Annotated in this window: 25 protein-coding genes; 8 read left to right on the forward strand and 17 right to left on the reverse strand. The window is 64.9% G+C overall.

Annotation, left to right across the window (positions count from 1 at the left end):
- Window positions 1-64: 64 nt before the first annotated feature.
- Entirely contained in the window at window positions 65-493 is a 429-nt protein-coding gene (locus tag AMS69_RS02510) for a protein-tyrosine phosphatase family protein (protein ID WP_202904520.1), read from the reverse strand.
- A gap of 216 nt (window positions 494-709) precedes the next feature.
- On the opposite strand from AMS69_RS02510, the gene sufU reads away from it, so the two are divergent.
- The gene (gene sufU / locus AMS69_RS02515; protein ID WP_053966519.1) at window positions 710-1,138 is read left to right on the forward strand and encodes a Fe-S cluster assembly sulfur transfer protein SufU; all 429 of its coding nucleotides are present in this window, start codon (window positions 710-712) and stop codon (window positions 1,136-1,138) included.
- A gap of 55 nt (window positions 1,139-1,193) precedes the next feature.
- A complete protein-coding gene (locus tag AMS69_RS02520; protein ID WP_053966520.1) occupies window positions 1,194-1,958 on the forward strand; it encodes a class I SAM-dependent methyltransferase in 765 nt (254 codons plus the stop codon).
- A 33-nt stretch (window positions 1,959-1,991) separates the two neighbouring features.
- Here AMS69_RS02520 and AMS69_RS02525 read toward each other — a convergent pair whose 3' ends face one another.
- The gene (locus AMS69_RS02525) at window positions 1,992-4,001 is read right to left on the reverse strand and encodes a heme-binding protein (protein WP_053966521.1); all 2,010 of its coding nucleotides are present in this window, start codon (window positions 3,999-4,001) and stop codon (window positions 1,992-1,994) included.
- Window positions 4,002-4,124: 123 nt separating this feature from the next.
- Between AMS69_RS02525 and AMS69_RS02530 the strand changes: the two genes are divergently transcribed.
- Together AMS69_RS02530 and AMS69_RS02535 are read left to right on the forward strand one after the other, a co-directional pair.
- Window positions 4,125-5,051, forward strand: a complete 927-nt coding sequence (locus AMS69_RS02530; protein WP_053966522.1) for a S49 family peptidase — start codon at window positions 4,125-4,127, stop codon at window positions 5,049-5,051.
- Window position 5,052: 1 nt separating this feature from the next.
- Complete coding sequence (locus AMS69_RS02535) at window positions 5,053-6,129, forward strand: DUF4350 domain-containing protein (protein WP_053966523.1); 1,077 nt, start codon at window positions 5,053-5,055, stop codon at window positions 6,127-6,129.
- Window positions 6,130-6,191: 62 nt separating this feature from the next.
- Here AMS69_RS02535 and AMS69_RS02540 read toward each other — a convergent pair whose 3' ends face one another.
- The 5 genes from AMS69_RS02540 to AMS69_RS20065 form a co-directional block, all read right to left on the reverse strand.
- On the reverse strand, window positions 6,192-6,509 hold the full coding sequence (locus AMS69_RS02540; RefSeq protein ID WP_053966524.1) for a DUF5783 family protein: 318 nt from the start codon (window positions 6,507-6,509) through the stop codon (window positions 6,192-6,194).
- A 42-nt stretch (window positions 6,510-6,551) separates the two neighbouring features.
- Entirely contained in the window at window positions 6,552-6,785 is a 234-nt protein-coding gene (locus AMS69_RS02545) for a hypothetical protein (protein WP_053966525.1), read from the reverse strand.
- Window positions 6,786-6,880: 95 nt separating this feature from the next.
- A complete protein-coding gene (locus AMS69_RS02550) occupies window positions 6,881-8,344 on the reverse strand; it encodes a single-stranded-DNA-specific exonuclease RecJ (RefSeq protein WP_053966526.1) in 1,464 nt (487 codons plus the stop codon).
- 75 nt (window positions 8,345-8,419) lie between these two features.
- Window positions 8,420-8,962 carry a hypothetical protein gene (locus AMS69_RS02555; protein ID WP_053966527.1) on the reverse strand — a complete coding sequence of 181 codons (543 nt, stop codon included), beginning with the start codon at window positions 8,960-8,962 and terminating at the stop codon, window positions 8,420-8,422.
- A gap of 4 nt (window positions 8,963-8,966) precedes the next feature.
- Entirely contained in the window at window positions 8,967-9,143 is a 177-nt protein-coding gene (locus AMS69_RS20065) for a hypothetical protein (protein WP_155119931.1), read from the reverse strand.
- A gap of 214 nt (window positions 9,144-9,357) precedes the next feature.
- On the opposite strand from AMS69_RS20065, the gene AMS69_RS02560 reads away from it, so the two are divergent.
- A complete protein-coding gene (locus AMS69_RS02560) occupies window positions 9,358-10,083 on the forward strand; it encodes a PspA/IM30 family protein (RefSeq protein WP_053967015.1) in 726 nt (241 codons plus the stop codon).
- A 16-nt stretch (window positions 10,084-10,099) separates the two neighbouring features.
- Here the strand turns inward: AMS69_RS02560 and AMS69_RS02565 are convergent, their stop codons facing one another.
- The 6 genes from AMS69_RS02565 to AMS69_RS02590 form a co-directional block, all read right to left on the reverse strand.
- Complete coding sequence (locus tag AMS69_RS02565) at window positions 10,100-10,882, reverse strand: uroporphyrinogen-III synthase (RefSeq protein WP_053966528.1); 783 nt, start codon at window positions 10,880-10,882, stop codon at window positions 10,100-10,102.
- Window positions 10,882-11,643, reverse strand: a complete 762-nt coding sequence (gene cobA, locus AMS69_RS02570) for a uroporphyrinogen-III C-methyltransferase (RefSeq protein ID WP_053966529.1) — start codon at window positions 11,641-11,643, stop codon at window positions 10,882-10,884. Before cobA ends, AMS69_RS02565 begins: the two co-directional genes overlap by 1 nt.
- Window positions 11,640-12,794, reverse strand: coding sequence for a hydroxymethylbilane synthase (hemC, locus tag AMS69_RS02575; RefSeq protein ID WP_053966530.1), 1,155 nt, complete (start codon window positions 12,792-12,794; stop codon window positions 11,640-11,642). The genes cobA and hemC overlap by 4 nt, the downstream gene beginning before the upstream one ends.
- 56 nt (window positions 12,795-12,850) lie before the next feature.
- Window positions 12,851-13,099: a hypothetical protein gene (locus tag AMS69_RS02580; protein WP_238378333.1), complete on the reverse strand. Its 249-nt coding sequence runs from the start codon at window positions 13,097-13,099 to the stop codon at window positions 12,851-12,853.
- 86 nt (window positions 13,100-13,185) lie between these two features.
- Window positions 13,186-13,731: a CDP-2,3-bis-(O-geranylgeranyl)-sn-glycerol synthase gene (locus AMS69_RS02585; RefSeq protein ID WP_053966532.1), complete on the reverse strand. Its 546-nt coding sequence runs from the start codon at window positions 13,729-13,731 to the stop codon at window positions 13,186-13,188.
- 143 nt (window positions 13,732-13,874) lie between these two features.
- Window positions 13,875-14,249, reverse strand: a complete 375-nt coding sequence (locus AMS69_RS02590; protein WP_053966533.1) for an iron-sulfur cluster biogenesis protein NfuA — start codon at window positions 14,247-14,249, stop codon at window positions 13,875-13,877.
- 143 nt (window positions 14,250-14,392) lie between these two features.
- On the opposite strand from AMS69_RS02590, the gene AMS69_RS02595 reads away from it, so the two are divergent.
- Window positions 14,393-14,917 (forward strand): helix-turn-helix domain-containing protein, encoded by a 525-nt coding sequence (locus AMS69_RS02595; protein ID WP_053966534.1) that lies wholly within the window; start codon window positions 14,393-14,395, stop codon window positions 14,915-14,917.
- Window positions 14,918-14,930: 13 nt separating this feature from the next.
- Here the strand turns inward: AMS69_RS02595 and AMS69_RS02600 are convergent, their stop codons facing one another.
- Window positions 14,931-15,404: a DUF6789 family protein gene (locus AMS69_RS02600; RefSeq protein ID WP_053966535.1), complete on the reverse strand. Its 474-nt coding sequence runs from the start codon at window positions 15,402-15,404 to the stop codon at window positions 14,931-14,933.
- Between the two features lie 148 nt (window positions 15,405-15,552).
- On the opposite strand from AMS69_RS02600, the gene AMS69_RS02605 reads away from it, so the two are divergent.
- Window positions 15,553-16,125 (forward strand): peroxidase-related enzyme, encoded by a 573-nt coding sequence (locus tag AMS69_RS02605; protein ID WP_053966536.1) that lies wholly within the window; start codon window positions 15,553-15,555, stop codon window positions 16,123-16,125.
- 27 nt (window positions 16,126-16,152) lie between these two features.
- Here AMS69_RS02605 and AMS69_RS02610 read toward each other — a convergent pair whose 3' ends face one another.
- Window positions 16,153-16,320 (reverse strand): FmdB family zinc ribbon protein, encoded by a 168-nt coding sequence (locus tag AMS69_RS02610; protein ID WP_053966537.1) that lies wholly within the window; start codon window positions 16,318-16,320, stop codon window positions 16,153-16,155.
- Between the two features lie 143 nt (window positions 16,321-16,463).
- Here AMS69_RS02610 and AMS69_RS20475 point away from each other — a divergent pair, with 143 nt between their 5' ends.
- The gene (locus AMS69_RS20475) at window positions 16,464-16,601 is read left to right on the forward strand and encodes a hypothetical protein (RefSeq protein WP_170084052.1); all 138 of its coding nucleotides are present in this window, start codon (window positions 16,464-16,466) and stop codon (window positions 16,599-16,601) included.
- A 107-nt stretch (window positions 16,602-16,708) separates the two neighbouring features.
- Here the strand turns inward: AMS69_RS20475 and AMS69_RS20070 are convergent, their stop codons facing one another.
- Entirely contained in the window at window positions 16,709-17,134 is a 426-nt protein-coding gene (locus tag AMS69_RS20070; RefSeq protein WP_155119932.1) for a hypothetical protein, read from the reverse strand.
- Between the two features lie 32 nt (window positions 17,135-17,166).
- A complete protein-coding gene (locus tag AMS69_RS02615) occupies window positions 17,167-18,393 on the reverse strand; it encodes a twin-arginine translocation signal domain-containing protein (protein ID WP_053966538.1) in 1,227 nt (408 codons plus the stop codon).
- Window positions 18,394-18,513: the final 120 nt, after the last annotated feature.

The following is an 18,513-nucleotide window of genomic DNA, read 5'->3' on the forward strand; positions in this document are numbered from 1 at the left end:
GCTTTGCAGTCGGACCTGGAGTCGCCGTATCGTGCCGCTGTCTCCGTCTATAGGATAGCTGGATTCAGTGGTCCGCCGCAAGGTAGATAACAGCCAGTTCATACAGCGCGGGGTTTGGCGTCGCAATCGGTCGCACCGCCTGCACGTCCGCCAGCGCGTCAGCGAGTGGACGGCCTTCCTCAGCAGCGAGGGCGGTCGCAAGCAGCGTCGAACTCCGGGAGACGCCGGCCTTGCAGTGAATCAGTGCCGGACCGTCCGCTCGGACGAAGCGGCGAGCGGTGTCGACGGCCGCCTCAAACGCCGCCCATTCGTTTCCCGGGCCGTCCGTGAGCGGGTGGTGAGCGGTCGTGAGCGGGTACACCTCGCTCGTCGCCGAAAGCACGTAGTCGAAGGTCTGGTCGTGTGTGTCGGGTCGTGCGGCGTGTTTGTTTCCGAGATACAGCGCCCGGTCACCGATCTGTCGGATCACCGGCGCATCGCTGACGAACCCCACGGGTCGAACAGCGGGGGCATCTGCACCCGGAGACGAAGCATCGTTCCCTGCCACGGAGTGATAGAAACAGATAGCAATAATAAATCCTGCCGCTGCTGTGCCGCCGGTCCGTCTGCTTGCACGGCCTCTGATGGCCATTGTGGCGACCGGACAGACAGCGTGCGAACAGATACCTCGGAACGTTTTTCCGACTGACAGCCGTATCATAGTTCAATTATGGGTATCGGTGGCTCGGATATGTACCGGCAGCAGATCCTCGATCACTACAAGAACCCCCGGAACTACGGGGAGATCGAGGACCCGACGTTTACCCACATCGGCGAGAACCCGATGTGCGGCGACGAGATACGGATGGACGTTGTCCTCGACGAGGACGAGGAGACAGTCGAGCAGGTCGCCTTCCAGGGCGACGGCTGTGCCATCTCACAGGCTTCCGCGTCGATGCTCTCACAGGAACTGGCTGGGATGGCGGTCGAGGACCTGCAAGCGATGGACCGCGACGACATCACGGAGATGCTCGGCGTCGACATCTCGCCGATGCGGGTCAAGTGTGCCGTCCTCGCCGAGAAGGTGGCACAGGACGGCGCGGAGATCTACTTCGGCGAGAAGGACATCGACCGGACGACGACCGAAGACGACGACTGAGAACAACTCGCACGCCGCCGACATCTTTTCACCGCTGCCAGTCACCAGAGCCGATATGCCCGACAACGAGTGGGACCCTGACGACTACGACGGTGGCCACGGCTTCGTTGCAGAGTACGGAGCGGACGTGGTGGAACTGCTGGACCCCCAGCCAGGTGAGCGCGTCCTCGACATCGGCTGTGGCACCGGCCATCTGGCCGCCGAAATCGCCGACTGCGGGGCTGACGTGGTCGGCATCGACGCCGCCGAAGAGATGGTCACCCGCGCCCGGGAACAGTACCCCGAGCCGACGTTCGAAGTCGCCGATGCCCGGGAGTACGAGCCCGAAAGGAGCTTCGACGCCGTGTTCTCGAACGCCGCTCTCCACTGGATTCCGGGCGCGGACCACGACGCCGTCCTGTCGATGGTCGCCGATGCGCTGACCGCTGACGGCCGCTTCGTCGCGGAGCTTGGTGGTCAGGGAAACGTCTCGCAGGTCGAAGCAGCGGTACGGGCCGAACTTGCTGACCGGGGCTACGACACCGAAATTCCGTGGTACTTCCCAAGCATCGGGGAGTACACGCCGCGGCTCGAAGCACACGGGCTGGAGGTCACTGCAGCGTGGCTGTTCGACCGGCCGACCACACTGGACGGGGGTCCCGCAGGTCTGCGCGAGTGGGTCGAGATGTTCGGCGACGAAGTTCTCGCTCCCGTGGACGACAGCGAACACGGTGCCGTTCTCAATGAAGTCGAGGAGCGCCTGCGGCCGGAGCTGTACGACGCGGAGACCGAGACGTGGACAGTCGATTACCGACGACTCCGGTTCGTCGCCGGACGGTGATTCGGACGCGGGACAACGATGGGAGCCGGGCGCTTACGCGAGGAACACGTGCCGCGGTCGGTCGGCCAGCACGTCCCGGCCCCAGTCGACCGTCTCCGAGAACTCCTCGGAGCGGAAGAAGGCCATCGCGTCCTCCTGTGAGTCCCACTGGCTGGCGATGAACATGTCGTTCTCGTCGTCGTGGTTGAACAGCAGCGAGGTCTCGCGGTGGCCGTCCATCTCTTCGAGCAGGCCGCCGACGGTGTCGAACTTCTCGACGAAGTCGTCGTGGTACTCGGGCTTGACCGTGTAGAACATCCCCATCGTCCCGAACCCGTCGCCCTCGCCGTGGCGGCCGACGACGCCGGGCAGGTCGGTGAGGTAGTTGCTGGCGGTCTGGGCGGCGTCTTCGGTGTCCCACAGCGACGCGACGGCCGAGAGGTCGCCGTTGGCGTCGCCGTACACCGTCGTCTGGACGTGGGTGTCGTAGCGGTCGAACGCGCTCCGGAGGTCCGCGACCTCCGAGTCGAGCGTCTCGGCGTCAGCCTCGGAGTACACCACGAGAGCGTACACGTCCTCGCCGTGTGGCTGGCCGGCGTAGACGCCCGCTGATTCGAGCGTCTCGCGGATGGACTGCGATGACTCGGCGGTCTGGGCGTCGCTGCCGTCCGCAGTCTCGTCGCTCTCGACCCCCTCGCCGAGGGAGCCGCCGAGTTGCTCGTCGACACCGTCGATATCTTTCAGGAACCCGGCTGCTGTCTCGGCGGCGTCTTTCGCCGTCCAGATGCTGACGACGTAGGTCTGGCCGCTGTCGGCGCGCACGGCCGTCCGGACGTGGCGGTCGTAGTGGTCGAAGTTGCTCTCAAGGTCGGACACGTCGTCGACGATGTCCTCCGCATCGGCCGAGGAATGGAACACCAGCGCGTAGTCGCCGGCGTCGTACGCGTCGCCCTCGTGCAGTCCCAGTCGGCCGAGCCGCTGTTCCGCGTCGTCGACCTCCTCAAAGTCGGCTGAGACGTCCGGCCGGCCGCCCGAACTACTCGACGAGTCCGAGCCGTCTTCGTCGGTCGACTCCTCGGAGTGCGGATGGTCGCCCTCACTGGCGCTCCCGGGATGGGTGCCGCCGTGGCTGTCGGTGTCTCCGCCGGCGTGTGCCCCTGTCTGTGCGCCGCTCGCCGCCGGCTCTTCGGCGTGGCCGTGACTCGCGCCGGCAGCAGTCGGCGCATGCTCGTGTTCCGCAACGTCCGTCGGCGTCTCGGGAGCGAACTCGTCGTCGGTCGGCACCCGCTGGCCGGCCAGCACGGCCGGCAACTCGGACGGGTCGAACTTCCGGCCGACGTAGAAGGGGCCAAACTCGGCGAACTGCGAGGTCGAGGGGTCGAAACGCATCTCCGTCAGCAGCTCCTTGATGTGGCGCATGTCGTCACTCCAGAGCGTGATGCCCCACTCCCAGTCGTCGAAGCCGATGGAGCCGGCGATCATCTGGTTCACGTCGCCGCCGTAGGTCCGGCCGATGTCGCCGTGCCGCTTGATGTGGGCCGCCCGCTCCTCGAAGGAGGTGTCGTACCAGTTCTGGTCGGGCTGGCGGCGCTTGCTCATCGGGTAGAAGCAGACGAACTCCTCGTCCGGCACGTCGGGGTGGAGCCGGGCCTGAATGTACTGAGCCAGCCCGGAGTCGTCGTCAACCTCACCCTCGAAGTACTCGCGGGACTTCTCGGTGTACCCCGAGGCTTCCGTCACGGAGACGTAGGAGAACTCCCGCTCGGTGAAGGCGGCGAACTCCGTCTGCTCGAAGTGCCGTTCGGCCGCGTCGAGGTCTCCCATCGTCGGCCGCAGGTGGAGGATCATGATGTCGGCCTTGTGGCCCATAACGGTGTACACCGCCGTCTGGCCCTCCTCGGCGTCTTCGACGGCTTCGTAGGCGTCGAGGAAGCCGATCCCCTCTGAGAGCGCACGGTCGCGGACTCGCTGGGGGGCCTCGCGCCAGGCGTCCCAGTCGATGCTCCGGCAGTCGTGCAGCGCGTACCAGCCCTCTTCCGTGGCTGGCGGCTTTCGTTGGTCCATAGTCGCCGGTTACAGGTCGATAGTAAGGAAACTTCCCATGTCGTTCCGGGATGGCGACTTCTGGGCCAGCAGTTCAGGCTATGCTTTTATTAGGCCGACGTGACAGCGAATCGATGTTGTCGTATGAACAACCCAATCGATAGACGGGTCGCGACTGCCCTCCAGTCGTACACGGTACTTGCGGTTATTGCCATTCTCATTGGTGCCGCCGTCGTACCGTATGCGGCGTCGGTCGCCGAGGGTGACGAACAGTACGTCGCTGTAGTGAATATCGACGAAACGATTTCCAGTTCTAGCTCACAGGACACGGTACAGCAGCTCCGTGAACTCCGCAGCAACGAGTCAGTTGAAGCGGTCGTCCTCCGGATATCGAGTCCCGGGGGAAGCGCCGCCTCCAGTGAATCCATGTATCTGGCCGTCAAACGGCTCGCAGCGGAGAAGCCGGTGTACACGAGCGTCGACCAGTACGCCGCCTCTGGCGCGTACTACACCGCGGTCCCGAGCGACCGCATCTACGTGACGCCGGCCAGCCTCGTCGGCCACGTCGGCGTCATCGGAACTGCACCGAGTGACGGGCTGAGCCCCGCCGCCACTACTGGCCCCGACAAGGCCCATCGAGGGATGACACGAGACCAGTACTACGCCAGCCTCGAATCGATGAAACGAGCCTTTGTCGGTGCGGTCATGACCGAACGCGGTGACAGGCTCAACGTCTCCCGAGAGACCGTCGCCGAAGCCTCGGCGTATCAGGGCGGTCGCGCGGTCCAGACCGGCTACGCAGATGAAGTCGGCGGCCTCGAAGCCGCGATAGCCGGCGCAGCCGACGCTGCTGGCCTCTCGGAGTATCAGGTCGTGTACCACAACCCCGCAGACCCACAGGGGCTGTTCCTCCTCACCGGCGGGAGTGACGCCGGTGGGAACGCGACCGTCGCCGCCAAGGGCGCACCGTACACGTTCCAGGGCGTCGACACAGTCCACTTCCTCATGATATACGGCACGCCGGAGAATCAACAGGTCGTCTACAACAGCACCGCACAGGGAGGTGCCTGAAATGTCAGCCGATAGCTCACGTTCGAGTCCAGTCATTCGAGCAGGGTTTTTCGCTGGGATACTCGTCCTGTCGGTGATTGTCGGCACCGTCGCGGTTGGTGGCGGCGCACAGTCAGCCCCCGATGTGTCCCAGGTGAACGCCCCGTCGTTCAACAGCGGCGAGTCCGTCGCGATGCCGGCAGACGAGAGCGGTGAACTCTCGATGTCGGCCGACGCGTCCGGGAAGGTCGTCGTTATTGACGTCGCTCACGCCGGCGATATCGACCGCGAAGCGCTCACGCCGCTCGTCTCGACCCTGACCGAGAACGGAGCGACTGTCCGCTACCACGTCGGTGAGCGACAGAGCGGGAGCCCGCTCAACGAGTCCCTCCGCTCGGCTGACGCCCTCGTCGTTCTCGGGGCAGAACAGCGCTACACTGAGAGCGAACTGAACGGCCTCTCCGCGTTCAGCGACGCGGGCGGTCGCGTACTCTTGCTGAACGAGCCGTCACAGGCGAGTCCCGCCGGCTTGGGACTGTTCGGCCCGATTCGGTCGGATAGCGTAACCAAGCCGATGGCCCCACTGGCGAGCCAGTACGGCCTCTCGTACGGGAACGGCTACCTGTACAATATGCACGAGTACGACACGAACTACCAGAACGTCTACGCGACGCCGACGGGCGAGACGGACCTCGCCGAAGGCGTCGACCGAGCGGTCTTCTACGCCGCGATCCCCGTTCAGGGCGGAGACACCGCACTCACGACGACGGAACAGACAACGCTCTCGAAAACCCGGCGACAGGACACGTACGGCGTCGTTGCCCGCTCGGGGAACGTCGCCACCGTCGGTGATACGAGCGTGTTCACGCAGGAGTTCCTCTACCGGGCCGACAACGAACAACTGGTCGGGAACCTGCTTGACTTCCTCGTCACAGGAGAGAAATCACCCGAAGACGCGCCACAGCCACCAGAATCAGATGATTCCGGTCCCGGCGGCTCGCTCCCCGGTACCGGAACGGGCGGTAGCGGCGCACTGCCATCCGAGCCGGATTCAACTCTGACGCCCGAACCGAACGAGACTGTGATGTCCGACGAGTAGGGCGTCACCGGGCGCTTTCGTTGGAAATACTGGTAGAACCCGCCGAACCGCGGCGAATGCAGTCAGTCGTCGAGATCGAACACGCGGCGCAGTTCGCGCTCGATCTCGTCGATATATTCGGAAAGCACAGCGTCGAGTTTCTCGTCGTCGACGATGACCGCTGAGAGCCGTTCCGTCGGGTCTTCGGGTAGTTCGACGCTGAACTCGCCGTCCTCGTAGAACGGCTCTGACTCGTTGAGGATCTGCTGGTCGATGGCGTGGACCAGCTCGGAGTCGTACGTGTCGTTCATCCGCTCGAAGGCGTTCTTGTAGGCCTTCTGGAGCTCCGGGAAGTAGTTCGCGTACTTGTCTTCGAATTTCTTGGGATCGAACTCTGTCATTGCCAGAACGGTACGGGGCCGGGAATAAAGATGGCCCGATGTTCAGCGTTGTATCGTGCGTGCGTCCTTCCGGGGGAGATACATCGTGAGGTACGCGACGAAACAGATGCCGAAGATGCCACCGATGACGAGAAAGACGCGGATGTCCAGTCCGGCGATAGCTGCGAGAATCTCTTGCAGCGTTGTCCGCGGGTTCGCGAAGCCGAACGTTTCAGTGTAGGCTAGCAGGCCGGCAACGATGACGAGTGCAATATCGAACAGGCCCCGAGAGTCCATCGTGGGGTGTTCGGAGAAGCGGACGTATAGCTTTTATTGCTGATACTGGTGACAACGTCGTCAGTCTCACTACCGCGCGGTTTGCTATGTTTCGATTACGATATCTGGTCGGTGATAATCTCGTCGGCCGCCTCGATAAACGCCGACTCCTCCCCGGCCGGGATGGTCGCGCCCGCCGCGATGTCGTGCCCGCCGCCGTCACCACCGACGGACTGAGCGGCGTCGCGCATCACGACTGACAGGTCGACGCCCCGGCCCACCAGCGGACCGGTCGCCCGAGATGACACTTTCGTCTCGTCTTCGTCAGTACTGGCGAACGCGATAATCGGCTTGTCCGAGTCGACGCCGTCGGTCCCCAGCGCCATCCCGGCGACGATGCCGACGATAGTCTCGCGGATAGCGTCGCCGGCGTCGAACCACTGGACTGAGCCGGCCTGCGTGACGCCGCGCTCCGTGACGAGCGTGAGTCCCTCCGAGAGGTTCCGGCGGTGGTTCGACAACAGCGTCCGCGCCCGTTCAAGCGGCGCATCGCGCTCGCCGAGACAGACCGCCAGTCCCACGTCCGCCCGCTCGTAGCGGGCCGTGGCGTTCAGGAGCGTCGAGAACTCGCTCGCGTCCCGGAGTTCCGTCCCGCGCGGTTCCGTGGTCAGCGTGTAGGTCGTGCCGATGAGCGTCTCGATCTTGTCCGCCGGGACGCCGCGCTCGACGGCACGCTGGACCAGCCCGCTGGCGACGGTCTGGCGTTCGTCGTCGGAGAGGTCCGCCCACGTTCGCCAGTCGCCGTCGGCTTTCAGGTCCAGCCCGAGCCCTTCCAGGAACCGTGTCGCGCCGGCCTGGTCGTTCGAGATGCCCGGAATCGGCACTTCGGTTGCGTACTCAAGCAGCTTCGGCAACGGCCGGGTCTGTTTGCCGTACAGCGAGAGATCGGTCCCCTCCTCCAGCACGCCGGCGTCGACCCCCTCCTCGACGAGGGCGGCGTTGGTCCCCACGAGTTCGCCGCCGACGGCCTGCATGTCCCCGACCGCGCCAACGACCGCGAGCGCGGCGAGGTCGCGGTTGTCCGTCTCCCCGGTCGAGAGCGCGCGGGCGAGGACGTACGCCGCGCCCGCACCCGACAGCTCAGACGCGCCGTTGATGCCTTCGAGGAGCGGATTCAGGTGGGTCTCGAAGTCGGCGTAGCCGTCAGTACCGCTGACCGCGTCGGGGTGGCAGTCGTCCGGGTCGGACGGCTGGTGGTGGTCGGCGATGATTGCCTCGAAATCACCCGCGGCGACGTGCTCAGAGATGACATCTAGCTGGCCCGAGCCGAAGTCGGTGAACAGGACAGTGTCATACTCGCGGGCTGCGATGCTCTCGATTTCGGCTGCATCGAGTTGCTTCTTGAACACAGTCTCGACGGAGATACCGGCCCGCGATAGCGCCGCGGTGGCGATGGCGGCGCTGGTCAGCCCGTCGGCGTCGATATGAGAGGCCAGCAACACGCGGTCAGCCGCCCGGAGGCGGTCGGCGCAGGCGGCCGCACGGTCGGCGAGCGCTGGAACGGGGCCGGTCGTAGTCATCGTACCGGAGATTGGTGCGCTCCCGGATAAAAACGTTCAGACGTGCGGGCGCTCCGTGGAAGCCGGCCCGACTCGTCAGGCGACCTTCCGCCGACTGGTGAGCGTGACGGTCCGGTCGGCTGTCTCGATGGTCGTCCGGATGGTAATCCAGCCGCCAGCCCGTTGGATGGCGACGGCATCGCCGAACGACAGGTCGACGCGGCGGGTCGTGGTGTAGGACGCCCCCGCTTCGAGCGTGCCCACGTCTTCGGAGCCTTCCCAGACCACGTCGCCGTCGGTGGTGTTGCCGGCGTAAATCCCCGTGTAGACCGTGACATCTGCGGCCGTGCTGTTCTGCTGGTTTGTCAGCGTCGAGGTCACGTCTCGACAGGTCCGGCCGCACCCCTCGATTGCGTCAACGGTGAACGCGAACGGTGGGGTGCGTGCCACGCCGCCATCAGAATCCCCAGTATCGGAGGGGGCAGTGTCGCTTTCGGTGGCTTCGGTGGTCGCCGTCGAGAACTCCGAGGTATCCTCGTCGCTCCTTTCGGCTTGGGACGCGTCGAGGCCGGCGACGAACGCGCCGCCGACGCCTGCAAATAAGAGCGCGACGACGACGGCAAGTAGTTTCCCGTCCATCAGCCTACGCACCGGCCCCTGCCATCGCGAAGGTAAGGCCCTGATCCGGGTCACTGCCGGGCGGACCGACAACGTCCATCGCGTTGTCGGTCTCTATCGCAGGCGCGACCGCGGCTGCCCCCGGTAGATGTGTCAATGCGAGCCCTAGCGTGTCGGCCGTGTGCAACAGGGCCTGTGTCATAGTGGGTTGTTAGTTGCTTCCGGTACCATCAAGTAACAAGACGGTACAGTCGACTAGCCACAGGTTTCTGTCGTTGTAATCGGTTAAACACGTATTAAACCGAGTAATACCCTGTTATTATAGTGATGTCAGTCATACGATGGAATATGGCTGCTGTCACGACCGAACAACAGTCGGTGCCGAATCGAGTTATCTCTCCGGCGGAGCGGGCGCGATGAGCCTGCTCCGGCGGTTCGCGTTCGCGGTCCGGGCCAAGCTCAACGCCCTGCTCAACCGGACATCGGACCCAGCAGCGGAACTGGACTACTCCTACGAACAGATGCGGGACGAGCTACAGGACGTGACCCGCGGTATCGCCGACGTGACGACCCAGAAGAAACGCCTGGAGATCCACCGGAACCGCCTGCGGTCGAACGTCGAGAAACACGACACGCAGGCCCGGGCCGCCCTGCAGGAGGGCCGCGAGGACCTCGCGCGCCGGGCGCTAGAGAAAAAGCAGGTCAACGTCAGCCAGATTACGGAGCTGTCGGGCCAGATAGACGACCTGCAGGAGACACAGGACCGGCTGGTCGGCAAGCGGGCCGAACTCAGTAGCCAGATAGAGCAGTTCCGCACGAAGAAAGAGACCATGAAAGCCCGCTATCAGGCCGCCGAGGCGTCGGCGCGGGTCTCTGAGGCCTTTACCGGCGCTGGCGATACGATGGCCGACGTCCACCGGTCCATCGAGCGAGCCACGGAGCGCACCGAGCAGATGGAGGCGCGGGCGGCCGCGCTGGAGGAACTCGAAGCGAGCGGCGACCTCGAATCCGTACTCGACGGGGGCGACTCCATCGACCAGGAACTCGACCGCCTCTCCAGCGAGCGGGCCGTCGAGAACGAACTGGCGACGTTGCGGGCCGAGATGGACGAGCGCGAAGCCGTCGAAGAAGCGGCGGAGTAACCCGACCACAGCCGCGTTACTCGTGGTGTGTCGGAGCGGCCGCCTCGACGGCCTCACAGGCCAGCGCCTCGAAGTCGGCCTGGTCGGGAACGACATCGACCGAGATGCCGGCGGCCTCGGCCGTCTCTCGCGTCGGCTCGCCGATTGCGCCGACAGTCGCCTCGTTCAGTCCGTCGATAGCGGCCTCGCGGACCCCGCGCTCGGCGGCCGCATCGAGGAAGTGCTCGACGGTGAGCGAGGAGGTAAACAGCGCCGCGTCGAGGTCCCCGCTCGCTGCCAGCGCCGCGGACTCGCCCGATTCCGGCGGCCGGACCAGCCGGTAGAGGATTGTCTCGTGGACGTACGCGCCGGCCGCTTCCAGCCCGTCGGTCAGCACGGCGGAGCCATGGTCCGACCGGGCGACCTCGACTCTCGCGCCGGCCACCGCCCCGGAAAGCGTTTCGACCAGTCCGGTCGAGGAGTACTCCGCGGGGATGATGTCGACGCCGTAGCCGGCCTCGTGAAGCGCCGCGGCGGTCGACTCGCCGATGGCACACACCGTCGCCTCGCCGGGGTCCCAGCCGGCCGCGGCGGCGAGTTCGACGCCGGTCTTGCTCGTCAGGACGACGTAGTCGGCGTCGGTGCGTGGCGTGACTTGGCCATCGTCGGCTTCGTCCCCGTCGGGCGTCGTCGACTCGACGGCCAGCATCGGGTCCGGAACCGGGTCGGCACCGAGCGATTCGATGAGTTCGACCGCGTCGTCGAGGCGGTCGTCGTCGGGGCGGAACGCGGCCACGCGGAGGCGCGGTTCCTCGCGCATCAGTACCCCTCCAGGAACTCTACCACCCGCTCGCGCTCGCCGGCCACCTCGCCGATGACGGTGATTGCCGGCGGTTCGATGCCGGCCTCGTCGCGGACCGAGACGATAGTGTCGAGCGTCCCGGTGGCGACCTGCTGGTCGGGCCAGGTCGCCCGCTCGACGAGCGCCACGGGGGTGTCGTGGTCCATGCCCGCCTCACGCAGGGCGTCGGTGTACTGCGGCAGCTTGCCGACGCCCATCAGGACGACGAGCGTGCCGCCGGTCGCGGCCAGGGCCTCCCAGTCGACGGCGGACTCGTCCTTCGTGGGGTCCTCGTGGCCCGTGACGAAGGAGACGGAGGAGGTGTAGTCCCGATGTGTGACCGGGATGCCGGCGGCCTCGGGGCCGGCGATGGCGCTCGTGATGCCGGGGACGACCTCGACCGGGATGCCGTTCTCCGCGAGGTGGGCCAGTTCCTCGCCGCCGCGGCCAAAGACCGTCGGGTCGCCGCCCTTCAGACGGACGACGGTGTTGCCTTCTTCGGCCAGTTCGACCAGCCGGGCGTTGGTGTACTCCTGTGGCGTCCACTCGCCGCCGGCGCGTTTGCCCACGTCCTCGCGTTTCTCCTCGGGAATCATCCCGATGATTTCGGGGCCGGGAAGCTTGTCGTGGAGCACCACGTCGGCTTCCTCCAGCAGGCGCTTTGCTTTGACTGTCAGCAGGTCCGGGTCGCCGGGGCCGGAGCCAACGAGGTACACTTTGCCGGGTGCAGTATCCGTCATTCCTCGTCGTCCTCCCGCGCCGTTGAAGCGTCATCGTCCGCGGCCGTCGAGTCCCGCTTGGCCTCGGCGATGAGGTCGTCCGCGCCCTGGTCGGCGAGTTCCGCTGCGAGATCCTGTGCCGCGTCGATATGGTACTCAGCCGGGATGTCACGGCCGACGGAGACCTCCTCCGTGCCGTCCTGTGAGAGGACGCGCACCCGCGTGTGGACGACTCCCCCTTCGAGGTGGGCGTGGACGCCGATGGGTGCGACACAGCCGCCGCCGAGTTCTTCGAGAATCGTCCGCTCGACGGTCGTCTCGACGCGGGTCTGGGGGTCGTCGAGTCGGTCTTTGATATCCAGCGCGAGGTCGCCGTCGACGGCGGTTACCGCCAGCGCGCCCTGGCCCGGAGCCGGCACGAACCGCTCGGGGTCGAGGTCGGACATCCCGACGTAGCGCGTGAGGCCGGCCCGGTGAAGCCCCGCCTTCGCCAGCACGATGGCGTCGTACTCGATATCCGGGTCCCGCTCCATCGCTCGCCGTTCGAACTCTGTGAGGTCGTCGAACCACTCCTCGACCGTGCGGTCGTAGGGGTGTTCTTCGTCTTCGTCGGTGTCGGGGTCGCCGGCGTTGCCCTTCCGCTCCTGTTCGGCCTCGTGGCGCTCCTGATGTTCCTGCTGGAGCGACGGGGCCAGTAGTTTCGCGAGACGCGTGTCGACGTTACCCCGGAGCGGTTCCACGGTGAGGTCGTCGCGCTCGGCGAGCAGTTGCGCCTTGCGTCGCAGGCTCGACGTGCCGACAGTCGCGCCGTCCGGCAGTTCATCGAGCGAGCGGCCGTCGGGCGTCACCAGCACGTCCTCGGCGGCGGCCCGCTCGGGGACCGCCGCGACGACGAGGCGCTCGGGCCGTTCGGTCGGCATGTCCTTCATCGAGTGGACCGCCGCGTCGAGTTCGCCCGCAAGCACCTTCTCGTCGAGGCTGCGTACGAACGCGCCGGTTTTCCCCAGTCGGTGAATGAGTTCGTCCCGTATTTGGTCGCCCGTCGTCTCCACCTCGACGAGTTCGACCGCCAGTCGGCGACTGCTCAGCGAATCCCGAACCGTCGCCGCCTGGCGCAACGCGAGGTCAGAGCCCCGCGTCGCCAGTTGCAGTGTCTCCCCGCGTGTTGTCATACACGACACTCCTCGGTCAGCGCGTAAAAGCGCACTTCTTCGCCGCTTCGATGTCGCTACGCAGTCGCCTCAGCGCCCACAGTTCCGAGAACGCACTGCGAAAGGAACCCCGCGATGAACGTTGTCGCGCCACCGGCGACGAGGGCGAAGTCTATCAGCCCGTCGAGCGTATCGACGGGACCGACGCTTACTGTGAGGACGACGTACGCGTGCAAGAGGACGTACATCACCGGCAGAAAGACCGCCGTACAGAACACGCCGGCGGCCGTCGCGCGTCGAATGACCGGCGGAACACGTCCAACCACTGGGAGGGAACTTGTCAGAGCCATCAAGTACGGTTTTGTGGTGGGTTCACGTAGCTCTGTGGTGCAGTCCGCGAGTCGCAACGTCGCTACCACGGCTCGTTTTTCAGCCCGAGCAAGTAGGCGATACCGTTCGTGACGACGTGGAGTACCGGCGTCGCGACGAGGACGACGACTAACACCGGGAGCGTGAACGTCGCGGTGAACCACGACGGCGCGGCCACGAATCCACAGAGCAACGCCCCGACGACGAAATCCAGCTGGTCAAGCCCGGGGAACGCCGCCCCGCGCTCGCGGCCGGTCCGGCGCTTGAGAAAGGACGCGCCGATGTCCCCGAGCATCGCCCCGAAGGCGAGACCGAGCCCCGCACGGAGCGGAAACGTCGGGAGATCGGTTCCCAGTGCGGCACCCACGGCGGGTGCGGACTGGGTCAATCCGAGCGCGAGAAGCGTCCCAGCAGCGGTGCCGATGAGTGTCCCACGCCAGGTCTTGCCGTCGCCTAATATCCGCCGCCCACCCCACGTTCGGCCACTGTCTATCGGTCTGCCGCCACCGGCGAGTACTGCGGCGTTGTTCGGGATGTACGCCGGCAACATCGCCCACAGCGCCCAGACGACCGTGTCGACCGTCTCCATATCCTCGCGGTCTGGCCCCGTCGTCTTAATCTGTGTGACTCGCTGCTGGGCAGGGGGCGACAGCGGACACAGACTCCAGTACTTACACGGGCGTGCCTGCACCCGTCGCTGGTCACGAATCTAAAAAAGATCGAGAGCTGGCCTCAGAACGGCGCTTCGGGGCCTTCGTCGTCGTCGCCGCCAACGTCGCCACCGCGGGACTCGCCGGGGAACGAGGGGCTCATGCCGCCGCTCCCGCCGGACATCCCCTCCTGCTGTTCCATCCCGGTACGCGCGGTGACCTCGTTGATCTCCGGGATCTCCTTTGTCATGCGCGTCTTGATGGCCTGGATGGTCATCGGCGAGATGCCACAGCCGGAACAGGCGCCGCCGAGGCGGATCGTGACGCTGCCTTCCTCGCGGTCGATCTCCTCGATGGCCGCGCTCCCGCCGTGCATCTGAATCTGGGGGAAGTTGCGGCGCAGGAAGTTCGTGATTCGCTCGCGCAGGTCGTTGGCGTCCTCTGTGTCAGTGCTCATAGTGAATTGTATTCCGTCCCGGGAGGGCTTAGACCTTTGGACTAACATCTATATCACGGGGGAGAAATCGCAGCCTGTGGGGCGCATGTCAGTTACTCCGGCCATACCTGAACCTTCTACCAGTGGGGCGAGTAGCCCGTCGTATGACACCCCCCGCTGGCGAACCGCGGCTGTTCGAGTGTGCGACCTGTGGCGGCGTCGGCATCGGCGACAACCGGCCGGAGTGCTGTGACGGGCCGATGGAGACGGTCGAGACGGCGGAGGCGGCGGTGGACGAGCCGTCGCTTGAGAGCCTGTTGCGGACCGTCTTCGACATGTCCGGCACCGAACTGGACGTCTGTCTCTGTGTGATGGAGGGCGGCGAACTGACCGTGGCGGAACTGGCCGAGCAGATAGGCTACGACCGCAGCGTCGTCGCGCGGCACCTCAACCACCTCGCCGACTTCGGCGTCGTCGAGAAGCGCCGCCGCATCAGGCCGTCGGGCGGGCACGTGTACGTCTACACGCCACAGCCGCCCGAAGTCGTGCGGGAGCGGCTCCGCGGGGAGTTCCTGTCGTGGGTCCGGCTGGCAACGGCACAACTGGACGACCTGCAGCGTGAGAAGGTCGAAGCGATAGCCGACGCCGGGACCGACGAGCGCCAGTGGACCGTGTTTCAGGAGGAGTAGCGGGGCGCTCGACTCAGAGCCGGTCAGCGGTCACAGCGTAGACGACCGCGAGGACAGCGCCGTAGACGACGTGCCACAGCAGCGACGGGGGGGCGAAGTTCGGGAACGGGGGCGAGGCCGGCGAGCCGACCACGCTGAGCCAGACCGGCATCACGAGCGCCGCGAAGACGGCCCAGGTGACCACGCCCCAGCCGACGCCGAGTCCCAGCAGTTTCCCGGACGTGTCCAGGTTCAGCGCACTCGCCAGCCCAGCAAACAGCACGCCAAGCACGGCCCCGTGCGAGAGGTGGACGACGAGACCAGCAGCCGGACTCGGTGGCGGGGCGAGGCCGTACAGCGACGGGATGGCGACGGCCAGTGTCGGCGGGTTCATCGCCAGTATCAGCGCCCCCATGACAGCGCCCCCGGCGACGCCGCCGAGCACGCCGGCTTTCCAGTTTCCGGTACCGAGATCGTACGTTTGCGTCGTTTCTGTCGTCGTTGACATGCATCTGACTCGTCGTGTCGTCTGACAAAAGAGCCGGCGTGGCTGTTCGACCTTGTGCCACGGCCCCGCAAGAGCTATACACCAGCTCTCACCGGCCATGGCCAGACAGGCAACCAAGTTTCAAGCCGGGGCCGGACGGACAGGTGGTATGGCAGACGCCGACACAGTGATGGGACGGTTCGATACCCCTGAGATCGACGACCTCCCCGAAGACCTGCAGGACCGCATCGAAGAGGAGACCGACCGCGCCGGCTTCACGCCGAACATCTTCCCAGCGATGGCGTACCGCCCCTCGCATTTCCGGGCCTTTTTTGCGTACCACGACGCGCTGGTCGAGGAGACTGAACTGGAGCGCGAGGAAGTCGAGATGATAATCGTCGCCGTTAGCGGCGTCAACGACTGCCTCTACTGTATCGTCGCCCACGGTGCGCTCCTGCGGATTTACGCCGACGCGCCCAAGCTCGCCGAACAGGTCGCCGCGAACCACCGGACAGCGGACATCAATGAGACCCACAAGGCGATGCTCGATTTCGCAGTGAAGCTAACCGAATCACCCGCCCGTATTGAGGACACGGACCTCGAACGGCTGGCGGAACACGGCTACAGCCGCCGCGCCATCTGGGACATCGGCAGCGTCGCCGCCTTCTTCAACCTCTCGAACCGCCTCGCACAGCTCGCCGACATCCGCCCGAACGACGAGTTCTACAACCTGGGCCGCTGAGAGGCCGCGTGCCGACCGCGCCTCGCCTCACGCCGCCTCGGCCGGCCGCACTGTTTCAGCGCCACAGTCCGGGCAGGTCAGGTCCTCGACCGTCGCTACGCGCTGGGCAAACTCGGTCCCGCAGTCGTCACAGCGGAATCGGTAGTGCTGTTCTCCGGAGCCGAACAGCTCGGAGACTGTGTCAATCACACCCATACTAGTACACTCAACGTCGAACCCCCAAAATCTTCCGGCTGAGATACATTTCCGGCCGGATTTGATACATATAGCATGCATCACAGCGCGTATCTATACACCTAGTAGTTCTGGTCTTGTCTATCAGGGGCATCCACAGGTGTATGAGCGAAACACTCTATCTGATGCAGAAAGACAGCGAAACGCGGATCGAAGTCGACGACGATGGCTACGACCGAATCATGGAGAACGGCAACGTCGTCGGCCACCACATGAGCAACCCCATCGTCAAACTGACGTGAACTGCTGACCTCCCCCGAACCAGAACCGGCTACTTTGCGAGTGCTGAGTTTTCCCGAACCACCAGCCAGAATCAGACCGCGTACAGCAACTACCGGGCAGGACGGCATTACTTGGCGCTGGCGTTTGTCGACCCCTCAACTCCAGAACTCGGTTCCCCGCTTGCTTGCGGTGTGTTCAATCCACCGGTTGAGTCGCTGCTGTCGCCACCTGTGCCACTCGAAGCGGTCGTGTCGCTTGGGCCTGTGCCGCTGTCAGTTTCCAGTTCAGGTTCCGTTGATTCCGCCGGTGTCTCGGATTCAGGCGTAGCCGTCGCTGTCGGTGTTGTCCGTGCCGGTTGCTGCGGGCCAGCACCGCCGCCGGGCGTCGCTGTTTGTGGACCAGAGAGTGCTGTTTCGTTTGCTGGCACCTCTCTGGGCTGCTGGTCACCGCCACTGAACGGTGACGCTCCGAATCCAATACCGAGTAGCGCGGCGGCAACAGCGATAATCAAAATCAGGGCCCGTGGTGACAGCAGTGAGAGGTCTACGCTCATTCAAATAGTGAAGGTCGCGTCCCGAAGTGTGGTTACTGTCCACCGCCGCTTGCGCCCGCACTAGTATCCCCGGTGACACCGCTGTCACCGGCCTCGTTCATCACGGTGACAGTGAACTGTGCGGTGGTGCTGATAACGGCCGGGTGTGAGTCGGCAATCGCCTGGTACGCGTCGTAGACATTCGACGCGGCTGAGTTTGCGCCGTTGTTCGTTATCGAGGGATAGCCGTCGGTGCCGTCCATCACCAGTTCGGAGTTGCCCGTGTTGACGTCTTCCGGACGGACGTTTTCGAGCCACGAATCCTCCCTGATAGCCGTCTCCACCGTGCTGTAGTTATCGTCAAAGTCGCTCCCAGTGAAGTACGGAATATCACTCTCGGTCAGTGTCTGGAGCGCGAACGTGTACCTGATTTCGACAGTATCGGTGTCTGAAGCACCGTCCTCGTCGACATCGAACCGGGACGTGTCGCCGGCCGCGCCGTAGTAGCCGCTCTCAGCGCCGGGGAAGTTGTTGACCAGCGGGAGCGTCCCGCCGTTGTCATCCAGAGACGAGTCGCCGTATTCGACAGCTCCACCCTCTGTCCGGGAGAGTTCGCCGCTATCAAGGTTCGAATATGCACTATTCGCGCCGCCCATTGAGTTCCCAGCCAAGTACGACGATGCGTCGACGCCGTTGATGTCGGAGTAGTCCGCGTTCTCGTAGTCGGGGCGACCGAGTTCGTTGACGACCTCGATGGGGCGGGGCAGCGGCCGTGGATCCTCTGCCTTCCCGGTCGATCCGAAGCCGGGACTGGGATTGTCGTTGTCTCGGCTCGCCGACGACCGGTTCATAATCGCGGACAGTGGGTCCGAAAACTCGAGATAGCCGGTGGTTCCTGGTTTCGACGCGTCCGCACCCTGAAGCGACCCCGGCGTCAGCCACGGCGTCGAACGGAACACCGGCGACCAGTCGCTCCAGTTGCCGTTGTCTCGGGTTCGACCTTCGATAACATAGAACACCTTCCCGACAGCTGTGTCCAGATTTTCCCACTCCACCCGGAACGTCGGGTCAATGGTGACCTTACTCAAGTCACCCCGGTCGTTTGTGACGCTGCTCGGGTTCGTCGCGCCGATGTCGACTGTCGCCGCTGCACTGTTACCAGAGAACGCAACCGACCCGAGTCCCGTTCCGGCCACTGCGACACCAGCCGTTCCAAGCATTTTCAGAGCGTTTCGCCTGTCAATCGAGAGACTATCGTCTCTTGAACCGTCTTCTGACATTGTTTGCACCTTCCCCCCCTACGGGGAACAGCACCGCACCACGAGAGCCATTCCACCCGTGGACATCTGCATGATATATACGCCTCTCAATTAAAGCTATTGAATTGGTAAGTATCTTAT

Origin of the sequence: Haloarcula rubripromontorii, assembly GCF_001280425.1 — an archaeon.
In the GTDB taxonomy this organism is placed as follows: Archaea; Halobacteriota; Halobacteria; order Halobacteriales; family Haloarculaceae; genus Haloarcula; species Haloarcula rubripromontorii.